Source organism: Rhizobium sp. Leaf306 (genome assembly GCF_001423425.1).
Classification (GTDB): Bacteria; Pseudomonadota; Alphaproteobacteria; order Rhizobiales; family Rhizobiaceae; genus Neorhizobium; species Neorhizobium soli.
Map to the genome: position 1 here is coordinate 342,737 of NZ_LMNX01000001.1, position 17,635 is coordinate 360,371.

At 64.4% G+C, this 17,635-nt stretch carries 20 protein-coding genes; 1 reads left to right on the top strand and 19 read right to left on the bottom strand.

Translation table 11 applies throughout. The annotated features are described in order from the left end of the window. Nucleotides 1-3: 3 nt before the first annotated feature. The 16 genes from ASG19_RS01585 to ASG19_RS01660 all read right to left on the bottom strand — a co-directional run bounded on the left by ASG19_RS01585 (nt 4) and on the right by ASG19_RS01660 (nt 14,946). Complete coding sequence (locus ASG19_RS01585; RefSeq protein ID WP_062453434.1) at nt 4-1,998, bottom strand: heme lyase CcmF/NrfE family subunit; 1,995 nt, start codon at nt 1,996-1,998, stop codon at nt 4-6. After that, nucleotides 1,995-2,546 (bottom strand): cytochrome c maturation protein CcmE, encoded by a 552-nt coding sequence (gene ccmE, locus ASG19_RS01590; protein ID WP_062453435.1) that lies wholly within the window; start codon nt 2,544-2,546, stop codon nt 1,995-1,997. The genes ASG19_RS01585 and ccmE overlap by 4 nt, the downstream gene beginning before the upstream one ends. Beyond that, nucleotides 2,543-3,739 carry a c-type cytochrome biogenesis protein CcmI gene (gene ccmI, locus ASG19_RS01595; RefSeq protein WP_062453436.1) on the bottom strand — a complete coding sequence of 399 codons (1,197 nt, stop codon included), beginning with the start codon at nt 3,737-3,739 and terminating at the stop codon, nt 2,543-2,545. The genes ccmE and ccmI overlap by 4 nt, the downstream gene beginning before the upstream one ends. 179 nt (nt 3,740-3,918) lie before the next feature. After that, nucleotides 3,919-4,350, bottom strand: coding sequence for a hypothetical protein (locus ASG19_RS01600; RefSeq protein WP_062454768.1), 432 nt, complete (start codon nt 4,348-4,350; stop codon nt 3,919-3,921). 281 nt (nt 4,351-4,631) lie between these two features. Beyond that, on the bottom strand, nt 4,632-6,056 hold the full coding sequence (locus ASG19_RS01605; RefSeq protein WP_062453437.1) for a HAMP domain-containing sensor histidine kinase: 1,425 nt from the start codon (nt 6,054-6,056) through the stop codon (nt 4,632-4,634). Beyond that, the gene (locus ASG19_RS01610; protein WP_062453438.1) at nt 6,046-6,717 is read right to left on the bottom strand and encodes a response regulator transcription factor; all 672 of its coding nucleotides are present in this window, start codon (nt 6,715-6,717) and stop codon (nt 6,046-6,048) included. Before ASG19_RS01610 ends, ASG19_RS01605 begins: the two co-directional genes overlap by 11 nt. Before the next feature lie 72 nt (nt 6,718-6,789). After that, the gene (locus ASG19_RS01615) at nt 6,790-7,053 is read right to left on the bottom strand and encodes a hypothetical protein (protein ID WP_062453439.1); all 264 of its coding nucleotides are present in this window, start codon (nt 7,051-7,053) and stop codon (nt 6,790-6,792) included. A gap of 160 nt (nt 7,054-7,213) precedes the next feature. Beyond that, nucleotides 7,214-7,435 carry a hypothetical protein gene (locus ASG19_RS01620; RefSeq protein ID WP_062453440.1) on the bottom strand — a complete coding sequence of 74 codons (222 nt, stop codon included), beginning with the start codon at nt 7,433-7,435 and terminating at the stop codon, nt 7,214-7,216. A gap of 64 nt (nt 7,436-7,499) precedes the next feature. Next, nucleotides 7,500-11,297 (bottom strand): glycoside hydrolase/phage tail family protein, encoded by a 3,798-nt coding sequence (locus ASG19_RS01625; RefSeq protein WP_062453441.1) that lies wholly within the window; start codon nt 11,295-11,297, stop codon nt 7,500-7,502. An 87-nt stretch (nt 11,298-11,384) separates the two neighbouring features. Beyond that, a complete protein-coding gene (locus ASG19_RS01630) occupies nt 11,385-11,849 on the bottom strand; it encodes an NlpC/P60 family protein (protein WP_062453442.1) in 465 nt (154 codons plus the stop codon). After that, nucleotides 11,846-12,721, bottom strand: coding sequence for a DUF2163 domain-containing protein (locus ASG19_RS01635; RefSeq protein WP_062453443.1), 876 nt, complete (start codon nt 12,719-12,721; stop codon nt 11,846-11,848). The genes ASG19_RS01630 and ASG19_RS01635 overlap by 4 nt, the downstream gene beginning before the upstream one ends. Further along, the gene (locus ASG19_RS01640) at nt 12,718-13,356 is read right to left on the bottom strand and encodes a DUF2460 domain-containing protein (RefSeq protein ID WP_062453444.1); all 639 of its coding nucleotides are present in this window, start codon (nt 13,354-13,356) and stop codon (nt 12,718-12,720) included. Before ASG19_RS01640 ends, ASG19_RS01635 begins: the two co-directional genes overlap by 4 nt. 9 nt (nt 13,357-13,365) lie before the next feature. Further along, nucleotides 13,366-13,902, bottom strand: coding sequence for a phage tail tape measure protein (locus ASG19_RS01645; RefSeq protein ID WP_062453445.1), 537 nt, complete (start codon nt 13,900-13,902; stop codon nt 13,366-13,368). Between the two features lie 47 nt (nt 13,903-13,949). Further along, a complete protein-coding gene (locus ASG19_RS01650) occupies nt 13,950-14,171 on the bottom strand; it encodes a rcc01693 family protein (protein WP_348271488.1) in 222 nt (73 codons plus the stop codon). Next, nucleotides 14,168-14,512 (bottom strand): gene transfer agent family protein, encoded by a 345-nt coding sequence (locus ASG19_RS01655; RefSeq protein WP_082476236.1) that lies wholly within the window; start codon nt 14,510-14,512, stop codon nt 14,168-14,170. The genes ASG19_RS01650 and ASG19_RS01655 overlap by 4 nt, the downstream gene beginning before the upstream one ends. A 26-nt stretch (nt 14,513-14,538) precedes the next feature. Beyond that, entirely contained in the window at nt 14,539-14,946 is a 408-nt protein-coding gene (locus ASG19_RS01660) for a phage major tail protein, TP901-1 family (protein ID WP_062453448.1), read from the bottom strand. Between the two features lie 110 nt (nt 14,947-15,056). Between ASG19_RS01660 and ASG19_RS01665 the strand changes: the two genes are divergently transcribed. After that, nucleotides 15,057-16,283 carry an MFS transporter gene (locus ASG19_RS01665; RefSeq protein ID WP_062453449.1) on the top strand — a complete coding sequence of 409 codons (1,227 nt, stop codon included), beginning with the start codon at nt 15,057-15,059 and terminating at the stop codon, nt 16,281-16,283. Here ASG19_RS01665 and ASG19_RS01670 read toward each other — a convergent pair. Genes ASG19_RS01670 through ASG19_RS01680 form a run of 3 tightly spaced genes read right to left on the bottom strand, consistent with a single transcriptional unit; the run spans nt 16,262 to nt 17,561 of the window. Further along, complete coding sequence (locus tag ASG19_RS01670) at nt 16,262-16,663, bottom strand: DUF3168 domain-containing protein (protein WP_062453450.1); 402 nt, start codon at nt 16,661-16,663, stop codon at nt 16,262-16,264. The genes ASG19_RS01665 and ASG19_RS01670 overlap by 22 nt on opposite strands. Next, nucleotides 16,660-16,995, bottom strand: coding sequence for a phage head closure protein (locus ASG19_RS01675; protein WP_062453451.1), 336 nt, complete (start codon nt 16,993-16,995; stop codon nt 16,660-16,662). The genes ASG19_RS01670 and ASG19_RS01675 overlap by 4 nt, the downstream gene beginning before the upstream one ends. After that, nucleotides 16,992-17,561: a head-tail connector protein gene (locus tag ASG19_RS01680; RefSeq protein WP_062453452.1), complete on the bottom strand. Its 570-nt coding sequence runs from the start codon at nt 17,559-17,561 to the stop codon at nt 16,992-16,994. The genes ASG19_RS01675 and ASG19_RS01680 overlap by 4 nt, the downstream gene beginning before the upstream one ends. Nucleotides 17,562-17,635 lie beyond the last annotated feature (74 nt).

A 17,635-nucleotide genomic window follows, 5' to 3' on the forward strand; every position in this document is an offset into this window, starting at 1 on the left:
GTTTCATTCCGCCGGCTCCAGCCCACCCTTCGGCGTCACCACCTTCGGCCGCTTGGCCGGCGCGCCGACCCTCAGCCTGCGATCGGACAGCGACACGAACCCGCCCATCATCATGATCAGACATCCGCCCCAGATGCACAGGATGAACGGCTTCCACCAGATCCGCACGACAATCCCGCCGCTATCCATGGGGTCGCCGAGCGACACATAGAGCTGGCTCAAACCGAAGGTGAGGATCCCTGCTTCCGTCGTCGGCATGCGCCGCGCCGTATAGAGCCGCTTCGAAGACCAGACGTCGGCAACAGCAGCGCCGCCCTTGCGCGCCGTGAAATGCCCGCGGCTTTCGGTGTAGTTCGGCCCGACGGCATCGCGGAACCCGTCGAAGGTCAGCGAATAGCCACCGGCCTCGGCCGTCTGGCCCTGCTTCATCTCAACCACCGTTTCGGTGCCGAATGTCGTTGCCGCAAAAATCCCGAGCACGGTGACGCCCATCCCGAAATGCGCGAGTGCCGTTCCGAACGCCGAACGCGGCAGGCCCCTCACGCGTCGAAGGCCTGTCGCGAAGCCGACCTTGCCGAAATTGCCGCGATACCAGAGATCGGCGATCGCGCCGAACATGCCCCAGAAACCGAGCGCCAGCCCGAAGATCGACAGGACCGGCCCTCCGCCCTGGAAATACGCGAAGGCGAGACCGGCCGCGAGCGACAGTCCGGCAAACACGTAGAGCCGCTGCAGAGCGCCCAGCAGATCTCCGCGCTTCCAGGCCAGCACCGGGCCGAACGGCACGGCGATCAGAAGCGGCAGCATCAGTAACCCGAAGGTCATGTTGAAGAAAGGTGCGCCGACGGAGATCTTTTCGCCGGTCAGCGTCTCCAGCACCAGCGGGTAGAGCGTGCCGGTCAGAACAGTGGCAGTTGCCACGGTCAGGATCAGGTTGTTCAGCACCAGCGCGCCCTCGCGCGAGATCGGCGCAAACAGTCCGCCCGCCTTCAGGCTCGGCGCCCGCCAGGCAAACAGCGAAAACGCGCCGCCGATGAAGACGGCGAGGATGCAGAGAATGAAGATGCCGCGGGTCGGGTCGGATGCAAACGAATGCACCGAGGTCAGCACGCCCGACCGCACCAGGAAGGTTCCAAGCAGCGACAGCGAAAAGGTCATGATCGCCAGAAGCACCGTCCAGATCTTCAGCGCCTCACGCTTTTCCATCACCAGTGCCGAATGCAGCATTGCGGTGCCCGCAAGCCACGGCATGAAGGAAGCGTTCTCGACCGGATCCCAGAACCACCAGCCGCCCCAGCCGAGTTCGTAATAGGCCCAGTAGGAGCCCATCGCGATGCCTGCCGTGAGGAATGTCCAGGCCGCCAGCGTCCACGGCCGCACCCAGCGCGCCCAGGCGGCATCGATGCGCCCTTCGATCAGCGCCGCGACGGCAAACGAGAAGCAGACGGAAAAGCCGACATAGCCGAGGTAGAGCAGCGGCGGATGGATGGCGAGGCCGAGATCCTGCAGAACCGGGTTGAGGTCCTGCCCTTCCGCAGGTGCGGGGTCGAGCCTCAGAAACGGGTTGGACGAGAGCAGGATGAACAATAGGAAGGCCGAGGAGATCCAGGCCTGCACAGCCAGAACATTGGCTTTCAGCGTATCCGGCAGATTGCCGCCGAACACCGCAACCAGCGCCGAAAACAAAGCGAGGATCAGCAGCCACAGCAGCATCGACCCTTCGTGATTGCCCCAGACGCCGGAGAATTTGTAGAGCATCGGCATCATCGAATGGGAGTTTTCCCAGACGTTCTTGACCGAAAAATCCGAGACCATATAGGCCCAGGTCAGTGCCGCAAACGAGATGACCACCAGAGCGAACAGCGTCAGCGACCCGGTCGTTGCCAGCGCCATCATCGCGGGGTCGCGACGCCTGGCACCGATCATCGGCAGGGTGGACACGATCAGCGCGGTGGCAAGCGCCAGAACCAGCGCGTAATGGCCGATCTCGACGATCATTGTCTGGTCACTCCCTCGCCGGACGTTCCCGGCATCTGCAGCATCACCTGCGGCTTGCCGTCGATTTTGGCTTCAGGCTGAGCCGCATCCTTTTTCGGCGCCATGCCCTTGCCGGTCCCGTCTTCCCAGACACCGTCCTTCTTCAGACGGTCGGCCACTTCCTTCGGCATGTAGTTCTCGTCATGCTTGGCCAGCACGCTGTCGGCGGTAAACCGGGTGCCGCCGTCGAACACGCCTTCGGTCACCACGCCCTGCCCCTCGCGAAACAGGTCGGGCAGAATGCCGGTATAGCTGACATCGACCTTGCCATTACCATCAGTCACGGTAAAGCTCACCGTCGATCCCTGGCCGCGCTTGACCGATCCCTCTTCCACCAGCCCGCCGAGCCGGATGCGCGTTCCCGGCTGGATATCGGTCTTGGCCAGATCGCCCGGCATGAAGAAATACGCGACCGACTGCGAGAAGGCGAACATGACCAGCAGCACTGCGATCGTGACGAAGCTCATGCCGCCCAGAATCACCGCCATGCGTTTCTGCTTGCGTGTCATGGTCTTGCTCCTCCCGGCGCCGGCGATGCATCCGCATCGAGCCCGATATCCTTGCCAAGCGCCAGCAGACGCTTGCCATCATTGCCGTCAGGCGGAAACTGCGCCAGTCCGGTCGAAAGTGCGTCGCGGGCCTTCGCCTCGTCGCCCAGCACCGCATAGGAGCGCACCAGCCGCAGCCAGCCCTCGATATTGTCGGGCTCGTCCTTGAGCTTTGCGGCGAGACTGTCGACCATGCCGGCAATCATCACTTTATGATCACCCTGCGACAAGTCCTGCGCTGCCGCAACATCTTCCTGTGTCGGTCCTCCGAGCGAAGGGGCCGCAGGCTTTGCCGCCAAAGGCGTCCCGCCGTTCTTGACGATATGTTCGTCGAGCAGACCCTTCCACGGCGCATCGGCAGGGGTTGCGCTCGCAAGCTCCTCGAAGGCCGCGCGTGCCTCGTCCTTCCTCCCGCCCTGCTCAAGCCCGAGTGCTGCATAAAAGCGCGAGCGCGGGTCAGCCGGATCGAGTTTCACCGCCTGCTCGAATGCCTGGCGCGCCGCTTCGGTGACGATCCCGTCATTGGCAACGACCAGCGTTTCGCCAAGGCCCGAATAGCGGGCATTGCTCGGACCGATGAACCGGATCGCATTGCGATAGGCAAGTTCGGCGTCACCAGCCCGGTCCAACCGCAGATAGATCGGCGCCAGAATATCCCAGCCCGCACCATCGGTCGGATTTTCGGCCAGGTGCCGCTCCACCTTGGTGACGAGCAGCGCGATATTGTTGCCGGGGTTTTCAAGACGCGCCTGTAACGGCTGGTCCGGGATGCCGGGATTTCCGAGGCTCAAGTAAAGACAGAGCCCCAACGCCGGCGGCACGACGGTGACGAGTGCCGTGGCGATCCGGTGCTTTCTGTTGGCGAAGCCGCCGGTATTGTCCTGATCGTTTTCGGCCGCAGCGGCAATCAGCCGGCGTCCAACCTCGGCGCGGGCGTTCTCCGCCTCCTCAGTGCTGATCAACCCGCCTTCGCGGTCGCGGTCGATTTCCCGCAGCTGGTCGCGATAGACTTCGACCTCTCCGGCCCTCGTGGAATTGCTCCGACGAGCATTCGATACGCCGGAAGCAGCCGCCGAAGCGCTGCGCGCAAACGGCAGGAGAAGGGCCACTGCGACGGCAGCCGTCAGCAGCGCGAGAACGATCCACAAATACATCATCGCCCATTACCGCAATCGGTGACGCTTTCCAATGGCCGGCCAGTGGTCTAGCGCGCGTTGACGCGAATTTGACGGGTATTGGCGCAGCCGGCAAGCGTTCCCTTAGCAGCAAAGATCGAGACCGCCCCCGGCAGCATCGGCAACGTTTTTTTAGTTTCCGCGTCTTATCGGGATTGTCAGGTCAACGGCGTCCATGTGCCGCTGGCGTTGCGGCAGGCTGCCCCCCGCGACATCAGTTCCTTGCCGGCGGCCGTGACGGTGTGGCGATACTGGCGGCAGTTCTGCGAGCCGACCTGGAACGGCGCGTTGGCGATCACTTCGCCGCTCGCATCGTCACCCTTCCACTTGATCGTCTGGCCGACGGCACTGCCTTCAAGCGCGCGGTATTCCGCCTCAAGCGCCCGCGTCCGATCGCTGCTGGAGAGCTCGGCGCCGGTCCGCCCGACGATCCCGCCCTGCAGCGCCGTGATATAGGCAGCCGAACTTGACGGCCGTTGCGACAGCAGGCCTTTCGGGGCACCCGCCGCGGTGGAACTGGTGTTGCACCCTGCCAGCAGGCCGGCAATCGTCATGAATGTTGCTGCAGTGAGGAGATGTGACAACCGCATCGTGTCGGGAACCGCGCTCGTTTCGTTTTCGGGATCGGAACCGGCATCATTCGGTTTCCGGCTTGGCGCCATTATGACGCTATTGGGTCGGAACTGAAATGCTGCGATTGTCGCCTCTCCTTTTTGTGCGCAGTTCTTGTTGTCGCCGTATCGTCACGGCATGATGTTGCATTGGCTGTAGACAAGATATAGCAGGCGATCCGTCCGTCCAGAACCGTCGGAAGCAAGTGCGGCGTCGTTGCCCATCGGCCACAGTTTTCTTCCCTCAACCGGCCTTGTGCTCAGCCGGCGACTTCCTTGATCATGCCCGGCAGCAGCAACTGGGTCCGAAGGCCACCGCGCACCCCGCGCGTCATCTCCAGCTCGCCCTGATATTCGCTGACGATCTCGCTTACAATCGACAGTCCCAGCCCGGCGCCCGGCTTGCTCTCGTCCAGCCGCCTGCCGCGCTTGACCGCTTCGGTGATCTGGTCGGGATTGAGACCCGGCCCGTCGTCTTCGACGGCCATCTCGATCCAGGGACGCTTGGCCGCCTCTCCTTCTGCCTTTTCCGGTGGCGCTGTTGCAAGCGCTGCCGTCACCCAGACGCCGGTGCGACAGAACCGTGCGGAGTTTTCCAACAGGTTTCCGATCGTCTCCTCGACATCCTGCTGCTCCAGCGCAAGCGCTGCGCCCGGCGGATAGACGGAAAGGTGGAATTCCTTGTCGGGGTTGAGGCGGCGCATCACGCGCACCAGCCGCTCCAGCACCGGCTCGATATCCGTGCGCGCCAGAAGCGAGTTGCGCTGTGCCGCGATCCGGGCGCGATTCAGATAGGATTGCACCTGCGCCTGCATCGTCTCGGCCTGCGAGCGGACGAGATCGGACTGGACCTTGTCGAGCATGCGCGATTCGTTGAGCAGAACCGCGATCGGCGTCTTCAGCGAATGCGCGAGATTGCCGACCTGCATGCGGGCCCGCTCGACGATGCGGCGGTTGCTTTCGATCAAAGCATTGATGTCGTTTGCCAAAGGCATGATTTCACGCGGAAATTCTCCCTCCAGATGCTCCGCCTCACTGCGCCTCACCCGCTCCAGCGAGCGGCGCGCCGCATCAAGCGGCTGCAATCCGTAGAGGATGGCGAGGCCATTGACGATCAGGCTGCCGATCCCGAACACGCCGAGCGCGATATAGAGGCTGCGCGAAAAGCTGCGGATATCGTCTTCCACGGCATCGAGATTGCCCGAGACGCGAAACCGCGCCGCGCGTCCCTCGCCATCCAGAACCACTTCGGTTTCCGCGACCAGGACGTGGTTCCCGAAAGCGTCGCGGGTCGGATAGAAACGCTCGTAGCGATTGTTGAACGGCGCCTGCAGGATCGACGGCACCGTGATGTTGGAGGTCCCGAGCGACGAGGACGAGATCGCCGTCGCGGCAAACGTGCCGAGCGGTTCGATGATCCAGTACCATCCGGTCTCCGGCTGCGAGAAACGCAGGTCGCCCAGTTGGGGGTTGCCGATCAGCTTGTTGTCCTCGCCGATCGTCACGGAATTGATGACGTTATAGAGCTGCGCTCGCAAAAGGTCGGTAAACGAGCGTTCGGCGGACTGGCGGTAGAGCTGCGAAATGACGATCGAGATCACCACCAGCGCCACGGCAGACCAGGTGGTCGCGAGAAGCAGAACGCGAGCGGTGAGCGAGCGAGGCCCTATCCGCTTAATGCGCATCGTTGGGCGCTTGCATGCGGTAGCCGAGGCCCCGCACGGTTTCGATCAGGTCGACGCCGATCTTCTTGCGCAGGCGCCCGACAAACACTTCGATCGTGTTGGAATCGCGATCGAAATCCTGGTCGTACATGTGTTCCACAAGCTCGGTGCGCGACACGACCTGGCCCATGTGATGCATCAGGTAGGAGAGAAGCCGGAACTCGTGCGAGGTCAGCTTCAGCTGGATACCATCGACGCTTGCCTTCGATGCCTTGGTATCGAGACGAACCGGACCGCAGATGATCTCGGACGACGAATGCCCCGCAGCACGCCGGATAAGCGCACGCACGCGCGCAAGCACTTCTTCCACGTGGAAGGGTTTTGCCACATAATCGTCGGCGCCGGCATCGATACCCGACACCTTGTCGCTCCACCGGTCACGCGCCGTCAGCATCAGCACCGGCATGCCCTTGCCCGCCTCACGCCACTTCTCGACAACGGTGATGCCGTCCATCTGCGGCAGTCCGATGTCGAGGATCACGGCGTCGTAGGGCTCGGTCTCGCCGAGATAGTGCCCTTCTTCGCCGTCGAAGGCCTGATCGACCACATAGCCGGATTCCTTCAACGCGTCGGAAAGCTGGCGGTTGAGGTTGACGTCGTCTTCGACCACGAGAATACGCATGAAACTGTCCTGAAAATCACTGCGGGCCCCGCCGCGGTATGAAGCTTACAAGCCGGTTTACAGGCAACCGGCCTACATGGGAACCCGGACCGTCACCTTGCGCGGACGTTCGCCATTGCCCTGCACCAGGACGGTGACAATGCAGGTCTGTCCGTCCGAGGATGGCTGGGCGGACAAAAGCTGACCTCCCGTGTCGCGCAAGACCTTGTTTGCCGCCGTGCCGCAGTCGCCTGCAACCAGGATCAGATAGTCGCGCGCCGGCGCTTTTGCCGGCACAAAGGCCGCCAATCCCGCTATTGTCGCGGCGATGATCGCAATGATCGGCAGTCGCGCCATGGCTTTCGGTTTCCACTCACAAGACGACAGGTGTCACGCCCCGGGATCACGGTCTTGAATCACGTCCCCGAAATCATGTCCAAAGCATTCGATGGAGTATGTATCCAAACCCAACTGAATGGCAAATGAATGGTCTGTAATGCTGACCCTCGTGGCGCCGTCATCCCTTCCCCGTCGGATGGATCGGCGCGCTCGCGACGATCCGCCCGTAGAGCGCCAGCAACCCGCCGAAAGCACCGGCAAAGGTGACCAGAATGTCGGCAAGCTCTCCTTGCGCATCAGCGTTAATCTCCACTCCCGCCACATGCGCAAGCGGGGCGGCAACGGCAATCAGCGCGCCCCAGATCGTCTTCGATTGATACCAAGCTTTTGTCCCGTCCATAGCTGTCTCCCATCACGATATTGTCAGAAATCGGCACACAAAAATCGGCACTCAAACTCGGCTGTCAAAACTGGATCGTTGCAAGCGCCGCAATGCCGAACGGTACGGCCTGCCCCATCTGCCGGATACGAAGCGTCAGGCTAGGCTGCTGGGAGCCGAAGTCGGCAAGCTCGTCACTCGCCGGATAGAGGAAAACCGGAGCCTCGACATCCACCCGCCGCACCACGACGCCACTGGCCCCGAGGATCTCGACGCGGTAGCCTTCGTCCTGCTCGTCTCGCGGAATATCGCGCCCGTCCCAGCCGTCGGCATCGACGCGCCCGCGCCGGATCCAGCGGAACTGGGCAGCGCCATCGGCCAACCGGACGCCGCGGATATGCACCGGCGAAAGCGGCGTCTGCGCCCTTTCTCCACCGGCAAACACATGCGGTCCGGATCGGCCTCCGACGGCGCCCAGGCTTTCGGCCAGGAAATTCAACCTCCGTCCCTGCTCGTCACCGGTCAGCCCGAGCGGCTTCACGGCATCGTCCAGCACCACGCAGGCCGCACCGACAGCGCTCCCGGCCGCCATCGCATCCTCGGTTCCCGCCAGTCCCCGCAGCAATCCAGACAGCCGCCATCGCCCCGCCGCGATCTCCTGCGCCTTGGCAAACCCGACGATTTCCCAGATGCCGTTTGACGCGCGGATGGCTAGCCGGTTGTCGCCGCTCAACACCGCCAGCGTCTGCGCCGACGAGAGACCGCCGAAATAAAGCTCGAGATCGAGCACCTTTGAGCGGTCGAACCGCGCCGTCACACCGGGGTCGAGCGCCGAGACAAGCACCCCGAGCCGCGCCGGGCGGTCGAGCGTCACCCGCCTGCGATATCCATCTGTTGTCACTGAGGACGAAACCGCGATCCGTGTCCAGGGCCTGCAAAACACCGCGACCACCGCAAACCCCGCCTCATCAGACGAGGTCAGCCGCGGCAGGTCGAGGAAATGCACGACCGGCGCAAACGCGTCGCTCGCCCAGCGGCCGCTGTCACGCCGCGTCGTGACAGCATCATACCGCCCAGGTGGAAGCGGCGCATGGCTCTGCGCCTCGATCCGTCGCACCGCCCCGTCCTCGACCCGCTGGACGACGAACATGCCGTCGGGACCGTCCGTCAGATGCACCGCATCGCCGGGCTCGAGCGCCAAATCCTGCGGCGGCAGCGTGAAGGAGATCGAGCGCCGTGCCACGCGCTGCGCCCGCAGCACCGATTCCACCGCTCCCAACGCCGTCTCCTCGCCAAGCGTCGCCGGCAGGTCGTAGCTTGCCACACGCTCGCTTTCGGCCGTAGCGCGGCGCGACCTTGCGCTCGCCTGCTCATAGTCCAGAACCGGATTGTAGAAGCCCAGCACCGCTTCCGCCGGAAAATCGCTGTCGTGTCCCCGGCTTTCCGACCACAGCGGTTCGCCCTCCACCTCCGCCACAATCCCGATCTCGCGTGCGGCAAGGCTCGCACCCTGCCGTGAGCGGAACCGCAACAGCCCCGCATCCTCGCTGACGTCGATCTGGAACACACTCAACAGAGGCTCCAGCAGCAAGCGCGCCGACGTGACGTCGGCCTGCACATAGCCGGTCAGATCGCCGGTCACCCCGGACACGTCGAAATCGTCAAAACCGTGATCGGTCAGGATCGCCGCGATCGCGTCGGCAAGCGTCGTTCCGCCCAGCCTGCCGTTCAGCCAATGCCCCGTGCGCCAGTTCTCGCCGTCGCTCCAGATCGTCAGGTCGTCGGGAAAGGCCGGAGACGGCCGCGCATCCCATGTCCAGACGAACACATGATCCGGATCGACCATGCCGGCGGGTGCCGCCTCGCCCTGCCACCAGCCATGATGCGCTTCGAGAAACCGTCGCTGCTGGCTGTCGGATCGCCCGCCGGACGAGAAATACGGCAGGCTGCTTTCCACCGATTTCGGATCGACAAACACATTCGGCTGGTTGGCGCCCTTGTCGACAGCCGGGCAACCCAGTTCGGTAAACCAGATCGGCTTCATCCCCGGCAACCAGGCTGTCGACGCCGCACTCTCCACGCCGCCCACCCGGTTATAGTGACGGTTGTCCCACCACCCCTGGAGATCCTTGGCGCGAAACACCCAGGGCTTACCCGCCAGCCCGTCGCTGATCGGTGAGCGCAGTCGGTTCGCCCGGTCGGCCTCGCTTGCGTAATACCAGTCGAACCCTTCGCCCGCCGCAATCTGCGCCGCCATCGCCGCCCGGTCGTCGCAGGACCGGAACCCATCCGGATTTGCCGCTGCCAGATCCTCGTCGCGCCAGTCGGAGAGCGGCATGTAATTGTCGATCCCGACCGCATCGATATGAGGCGACGCCCAGAGCGGATCGAGATGGAACAGCACGTCGCCTGTGCCATCCTGCGGGTGGTAGCCGAAATACTCGCTCCAGTCGGCGCCATAGGTCAGCGCCGTCGCCGGTCCGACAAGCGCCCGCACATCCGATGCAAGGGTCACCAGCGCCTCGACGAACGGAAACTTGCCGGTCTCATCGCGGATCTGCGTCAGCCCCCTCAGTTCCGACCCGATCACAAGTCCGTCGACGCCACCGGCCGAGACGGCGAGCCCCGCATAATGCAGCACCATCCGCCGATAGCCGTCCGCCCCACTGGCAAAGGCCTCGACCTGCGTCCTCGCAAGCGCTGTCCTGTCGGCACTTCCCGCCAGTCCCGGGGCCGGATGACAGGTGATCCGCCCGCGCCAGGGGTAGCTAGCCTGTTCCGTCTGACCATAGGGATCGGCCAAGCCATTGCCCGGCGCGATGTCCATCATCACGAACGGATAGAGAAACACCTTCAGCCCGCGCGCCTTGAGATCAGTGATCGCCGCCAGCACGCTCGCATCCCCAGGCGTGCCGCCATAGGCAGGGCCGCCTCCCGACGAACTGACGCGGTGCGCCGCGCTCCTGACCACGCCTGCAACCGACCATACGGTGCTTTCGTCGCGCCGTGTCTCGACCTCGACACCCGGCAGAATGCGGCATTGCCCCGCGCGCAGATCCGTCCCGAACCAGGCAACGACCAGCGCAACACTCTCGATATTGGGGCAGAGCGCCTGCAATTCGTCGAGCGATGCCTGCCAGTCGGTCGTTGCCACCATCGTGTTGCGGTTGAGGATGCGTGCGCTGCCTTCCGCCGTCTTCTCGGTCACCTGAACCGTGTGATAGCCATGCTCGGTGGCGCCGGGAATGATCGTCACCGCCCGGATCTGCCGCTCCAGCGTCCCGACCGGCCGCACCACCTCGAACTGCAGCAGCGGAATGCGGTTGCCAAACGCTTCCAGCGGCAACCGGTCGAACACGACATAGGCAAGCCCACGATAGGCCGGCGCCTTGCCTTCGCCCTGCTTCGCCTCGATCAGCGGATCCGGCAACTGCATCTCGTCGCCCACATGCTCGCGCATCTCGATCGCCGTCAGGTCCATTTCCTGACCATCGGCCCACACCCGCCGCACGCAGGCGATCGGCCCCTCGCAGAGCCCGACGGCGAAGTTGGCGAAATACTGAAACGTTTCCGTCTGAGACCCGCCCGTCGCCTTGGCGCCGGTCCGCTCCCGCGTCGCCTCCTCCTCGAACCGCGTCGCCCAGATCAGCGTGCCCCCGATCCTCGCGGTCCCATAAACCCGGCTGACCGGCGCCCCTTCGTCCGCCCCCGGAATGCGCGCCGTCGCAAGTCTTGCTCCCGAGACGGTCGAGGAACCGCCGAGCAACGCCCGATCAACAACGCTCCCCGCCAACGCCCCCGCCGCCCGCCCAAGGATCGCCCCGACAGGACCGAACACCCCACCAAGTGCCGCACCCGCCGCCTGAAACAGGATCGTCGCCATGGAATCCCCTCACGCCGACCCAGTCGTGAACTGGATGCGCGCTAAAATTGTCAAGTTATTGGATTGTGGGAGGGAGGTGGCTGCCGCTCACTTGCTCGCCGGCGACTGCCCCTCATCCCTTGCCGTCGGAAACCGGTGCACGGCAGCGATTTTGCGGCGCCAGGAGGGCACGAGAACCGAGCGCGTCACCGCCATCTGCTCGTAGGCATGAATGAAATGGGACGGCCCGGCCAGAATGCCCGCATGCTTCACCATCGTGTCCGGTCGCCAACGAAACAGCAGCAGATCGCCCGGCTGCATCTGCCCGACGCCAAGTGCTGGTCCGAACAACCGGATGCCAGCCACCAGCAGCCTGTCCTCGCCGCCCCGTTCCGCCCAGTCGGGCGCATAGGGCGCCACCGGTTCCGGCTCTTCGCCATAAAGCTCCCGCCAGATGCCGCGGATCAGGCCGATGCAATCGCAGCCGATGCCGCGCGTTGCCCCCTGATGCCGATAGGGCGTGCCGATCCAGGTCTCAGCCACCGCGACGATCCGCTCTCCGGCGGCACTCATTCGAACAGCGCTCCGCCATCATGCAGCCGCTCGCCATCCACATAGGAATAGGCAAAATCGGAGCCCGGCACATGCGGAAAGCCGCGGAAATTGAGAAGGTTCGCAAACCTCCCCCGGCACGTCGAAACCGTCTTGTCGCAACCGGCCGTCAGCGTCACCGCCTGCCCGGGAACGACCGCCTGCTCCAGCGGCAACCAGAATGTCAGCCCCGCCTTGCCGTCGGCGCGTCGCTCGTGAACCTCGATATCCACCTGCGCCCCGCCCGCAAATTGTGCGACGCCACGGCCGAAAAATCCTTCCGCAAAACCGGACAGACCCGACACGACGATGCGGCTTTTATCGATCACCGCATCCACCACGCCATTCCCGCGCCAGGCCGAGAGGTCGACCCGGCAGCTGTTATCACCAAGGCTCGCGTCGCAGCGCCTGCCATAGACCCGCCCCTGTGGCTGGCCCAGCCGATGCGCAAGGCTGCGCAGCTCTGCCTTGAAGGCGCCGCCCGATCTGGAAACTTCGCCGATCTCGCGGATATTCAGCAGCATATGCTGAGCCGAATCCGCCCAGTTGACCACGAACAGCTCAACCCGCGCGCCGTCATAGCGCCCGCTTGCGAGATCCGCCTCGTCGATCGCAGCGCTCGAGAGGCCGCCTTCCACCTCTTCCGCGCTGGCGGCCATGCCCAGCGCCTGTTCCGCCTCGCTTGCCGCAAAACCGCTCGCCGCCAGAAACGTCGTCTCCGCGAAGACGAGATCGCGATCATGCTCGGTAAACCCAAGCACCACCGCGTCACGTCGCGTCACCCGCCAGCAATAGCAGATCGTGGTCGCCTCGCCGATCAGATGGGCGGCAAGACCCGCCGGGATCGCCCTCATGCCAGCACCTCCGTCAATGGAATGGCCGGGATCCGCCCGGCATCGAAATGCGCCAGATTGATCTCGATCCGGTCCGTATCGAAGCGCACGGCCACGTCGAATTCGAACCCGGCCCGCACGATCTGGCCGGCCGCCGGCACCTGCCCTGCCGCAAACGTGACGGTGCCGGTCGTCGTATCGACACTGAACGAGCTCGCTGCCTTCGCCACGCCACCGACCGACACGACCACCGTTCCCGCCACCGGCTTGGTGATCCGTCGCTCCCAGCCGCCAGCCGCATCCGCATAGGTTTTCGTCAGGGGAAACGCAGAGGTCGCCCCATCGCCGACCCCGATCTGCTGATCGCTCGCCGAGATCGCCTGGCCCGGACCGCAGGATTTCCAGTCGACGGGATCGCGAAACCGAAACCCGTAGAGCTGGCCGCCGCGTGCCTCGAAGAATTTCAGAACCGCATAGAGATCGGCAACCGATTTCACCCCGGATCCGGCCTCATAGCTTCGCCGCGAATCCCGCCAGCGCTGGTTGCGGCTTTCGCGGCCATTGGACAGGTTGACGATATCGGTCCGGCGCACAGGCCCGCCGGAGGCGCCAAGCGCCACCCGCAGGGGAAAGCGCACTTCATGAAATCCGCTCATCGATGCCCCTCACAATCCTCTGTTTCCGCGCGAAACGCTGCGTGCCAGCATGGCCGAAATCTGGCCCTCGCTTTTGCGAAAACTCGCCGCATCGGTCGCCGTCACGTTGAACACCACCTGCGCTCCCCCGCCGCCGCCAGCTGACGCCACGCCGAGCGCCCCATCCGCGCCGCGCCGAAGCGGCAGGATCGCCTCGGCCCCCGCCTCGCCCATCAGCCCGGTCCCGCCGCCCATCGGAAAGAAAGTCGGCGCCCGTACGACGCCACCATCGGCAAACGGAGTCACCGAACCGATCAGCCCGCTCACCGCATTGCCCAGCAGACTTTCCAGCGGCTTCAGCCCTGCTGACAGCGAAATATCCGCCAGCCGGTTGCCGAGGCCTTTCAGCACGTCGTCCAGCCCCTTGCCACTCGTCGTCGCCGTGCTCAGCGCACTGGCCAAAGCCCGGCCGAACCGGTCCGAACGCGCCTCAAGATCCGCCATCACGCCGGACAAGGCTTCAGCCCCCGTCACGGCCGCACCGAACGTCTCATCATCTGGATCCATGGCCTCAACTCCTGTTCAGAATTTCGCCGATCCGCCGGCTTGCACCGTCACGCTCCATCCGGAAAAGCCCGCATCAGCGTCTCCAGCCCGGCACGCTCGATCGACGTCGCGCGTTTCACCAGACCACCGGTCGCGGCAAACAGCTCCCGTGGCGTCAGCGCCCAGAATTGCGGTGCGGGAAGCCGCAGCAGGCAGAGACCGGCATGCATTGCCGCATCCCATGGAAAAGGCTCAAACCTCTGCGCCTTCCCGCCCGCTGCGGCTATCAGGGGTTTGCGGGGGATGTCCCCTCATCCGTGCCGAATGCAGCACTCAGCAACTCGCCAACGATCCGCGCGCAGGAGAGTATCCCGCCATCGACGCTCATCGCCGCCGCCTCGTCGTCGGTAATCAGGTTGCCGCCGCCGCGAAGGCCCGCCCCGATGATGCGGATCATGTCGGCTGCCTTCATCCGGCCGGAGGAAAACCGTCCCGCGAGCTCCGTCAGATCGCTCGCCGCAAAGGCCGTTTCCAGTTCTGCTAGCGCGCCGAGCGTCAGACACAGGATGCGCCGCTCGCCGTCCATTTCGGCCTCCACCTCGCCGCGTCGGCGGTTGGCCCGTCCATGCATGCCCATGAAATCCCCCTTTCATGCTCCTACAATGCTGTGAAACTCACGACGCCGGCGGATTCGAGCGCAATCTCGAACCGGATTTCGCCATTGTGCTCGCCGGAATATTCGAGCGCCGTCACCTGGAACGCACCCGCCAGTGTCGCGAAACTGGGGATGATGATCTGCCAGGACAGGATCGTGCCGGCAAAGAACGTGCTGCGCACCAGCGCGTCGCTCGTGCCGTCCTTGAAGATCCCCGAACCGCTCAGCGATGCCCGCTGCACCCCCGCCCCGCCCAGAAGTTCGCGCCAGCGCCCGCTGCTTTCGGCATCGGTAATGTCGACCGTTTCGGCGTTGAAGGCGATCCGCCGGGAGCGCAGTCCCGCCACGGTCAGAAACGTTCCGCTATTGTCCACCTTCAGGAGAAGGTCCTTGCCCTTCTGTGCCACCATGTCCCGATCCTTTTCCAACCGCTTTGAAGTATTGATGCTTTCGGGTTGCGTGCCGACCTGCTACAGCCGCGGGACACATTTCCTCGCCCGCTCCCCATCGCGATATCGCATTGACCAAGTCCCCCCTCTGGTCTGCCCGGACCATTGGCGTTCTCGCCATCACGCAACTCATCGGCTGGGGCACCACGTTCGAAAGCCTCGGCGTTCTCGGTCGCTCCATCGCGCCCGATCTCGGCCTTGCCAACGAAATGGTGTTTGCCGGACTGTCGGTGATGATGCTCGCCAGCGCGTTTTGTGGTCCGCTCGTGGGACGGCTGCTCGGGCGCCATGGGGCAGCAAAGGTTCTGGCCGCCGGTTCCGTATTCTTCTGCGTCGGGTTGCTCGTGCTGTCGCTTGCGAACGGCCTGCCGCTCTATGCGGTCGCCTGGATCCTGCTCGGTGCCGGCGGCGCCTTCTGCCTGTCAGCGCCGGCCTATGCCGCGGTGGTCGAGCGTGAAGGCACGAAGGGTCGTCGCAGCATCACCATCCTGATGCTGTTTACGGGCCTCTCCGCCACCATCTTCTGGCCGCTGCTCAGTCTCGGCAACGATCTCATCGGCTGGCGCACCACGCTGATGGTCTGCGCGTTCCTGCATCTGTTCGTCTGCGTGCCGCTCTATCTCTTCGCGCTGCCGAAGCCGATCGCCTGGGATACGGCCGATGCCGGCGTCGATGCGCCGCCGGTCGCCTTTACCGCCCGGCAAGGCAAGCTCGCCTTCCTTCTGGTCGCCACCGCCACCACCATTGCCTCCTTCGCATCCTACGGCGTGTCGCCGTCGCTTCTGGAACTGTTGCGGCAATCCGGTGCGACGCCTGAATTCGCCCTGCAGCTTGCCGCAGCGCGTGGCGTCATCGGCATTTCGGCGCGTGCCTTCGATATGCTGCTCGGCAAGCGCGGCAATCCGTTCATCACGGCAGTGACCGGCAATAGCTTCATGATCCTCGGCTTTCTCAGCCTCATCGTCCTGCCGTCGTCGACGGCAACGCTCTGGATTTTCATCGGGCTTTACGGCATCGGCTCGGCAGTCCTGCAGGTCGCAAAGGCGCTGCTGCCGCTCGCCCTGTTTTCACCGCGCGACTACGGCCGCCAGGCCGCACGGCTGTCCATGCCGCAGAACCTTGCCAATGCGCTCGCTCCCGTCGTGTTCACAGCACTTCTCGATCGTTCGGGCGCGCTGACGGTTCTCGTCGTCACCGTTCTTCTGGCCGGCTCGGCCCTCACCGGCATCCTCTTCCTCATGCATCTCGTGCGGCAGAGTAACCGGCTTGCGGCATCTCACTCGGTCACCGCACGGTAACGCAGCTCGACCTGAAGATACCGCGTGTTCGGCTCGCGTCTGGTGCGCGATCCCGTCCGCAACAGGCTCACCAGCACAAACCCTTCCAGCGTCAGCGCCGCATCGTGCAGCAGCGTATCCACCCGGCTTGCGATCTCCTGCGCCTGCCTTCGCCCTTCTGCCTGCGACCACACCGTGATCGTCAGGCTATGCGCCTCGCCCGGTTCCGTACCGGTCGAATAATCGCGCGTCTCCCACTCTCCGAAGGCGATCGCCGGCAGCTTCGACTTCGGCATCAGCCGGTCGTGGACACCGCCCTGGCCGACCAGCGCCGTCAATGCGGCGTCGCCGGTCAGCCGCGCATGAACCGCCTTCATCAACGCGTTGGAGGCTGATGTCATGGTGCCTGCTCCTCGCACTGGCAGACCAGATAGCGACCGGTCTCGTCAGGGTCGCGCACCAGTTTCAGCAGGAAGATCCGCGCGCCCTTGGTCAGCCTCTGGCCGGCTGCGACATCGCTTCGAAACCGGATCCAGATCCGGTGACTGACCGTGCCGACTTCCGCGCTTGCCGCTTCCGTCACCACGAACGAGACCGGCTCGATCTTCGCCCAAACGGCCGCCACCGATTGCCAGGTCACACTCGCACCACCCTGACCGTCGGATACGGTAACCGGCGCTTCCAGCTCCAGCCGGGCAGTCATCTGGCCCGGATCGAGAAACACCACCATCACAGCCTCCGCATGCGAAAGGGCGCGATCAGCCGCTCGTAGCCATCGGGAATCCCGGCGGGCTGCTGGTCGGGCGACAGCACGCCGCGGAAGGCGAACATATGGCCGATATGGATCAGCATCGCCCGCTTCAGCGTATCCGGCACATCGGTCCCGGCCTCGCCACAGCCGGCAATAAAATCGATCTCGATCCCGTTCAGCACCTGGCCGGGAGCGATCGTCGAGCGCAGCCACAGTCGCGCTGGTCGCCCCTTGCCGTCGAGCAGATGGTCTTCAAGCGACACATGAACCGCAGTGCCTGCAGCGTCGTAAACCGTAACAGTCTGAATCGCTTGCACCGGAGACTTGAGGATGCGGATCACGCCGTCGCCCGGCCAGCGGTCGAGATAGAGACGCCACGTCTGCGCCATCAGGCAGAGGCCCGTCTCGCGCTCCAGATGCTCGCGTGCGGTGGAAATCAGCGATCCGATCAGCGCGTCCTCATCGGCGCCGTCAAGGCGCAGATGCGCCTTCGCCTCGGCAAGCGTCAGCGGTTCCGCCAGGGGCGGATTGGTCTGGGCATAGGTCATGGGGATCCTCGTCGAAGATGATATCCGGCCCTGCCCCACCCTCTCCCCGCCGCTGCGGGAAGACGGTGGGGATG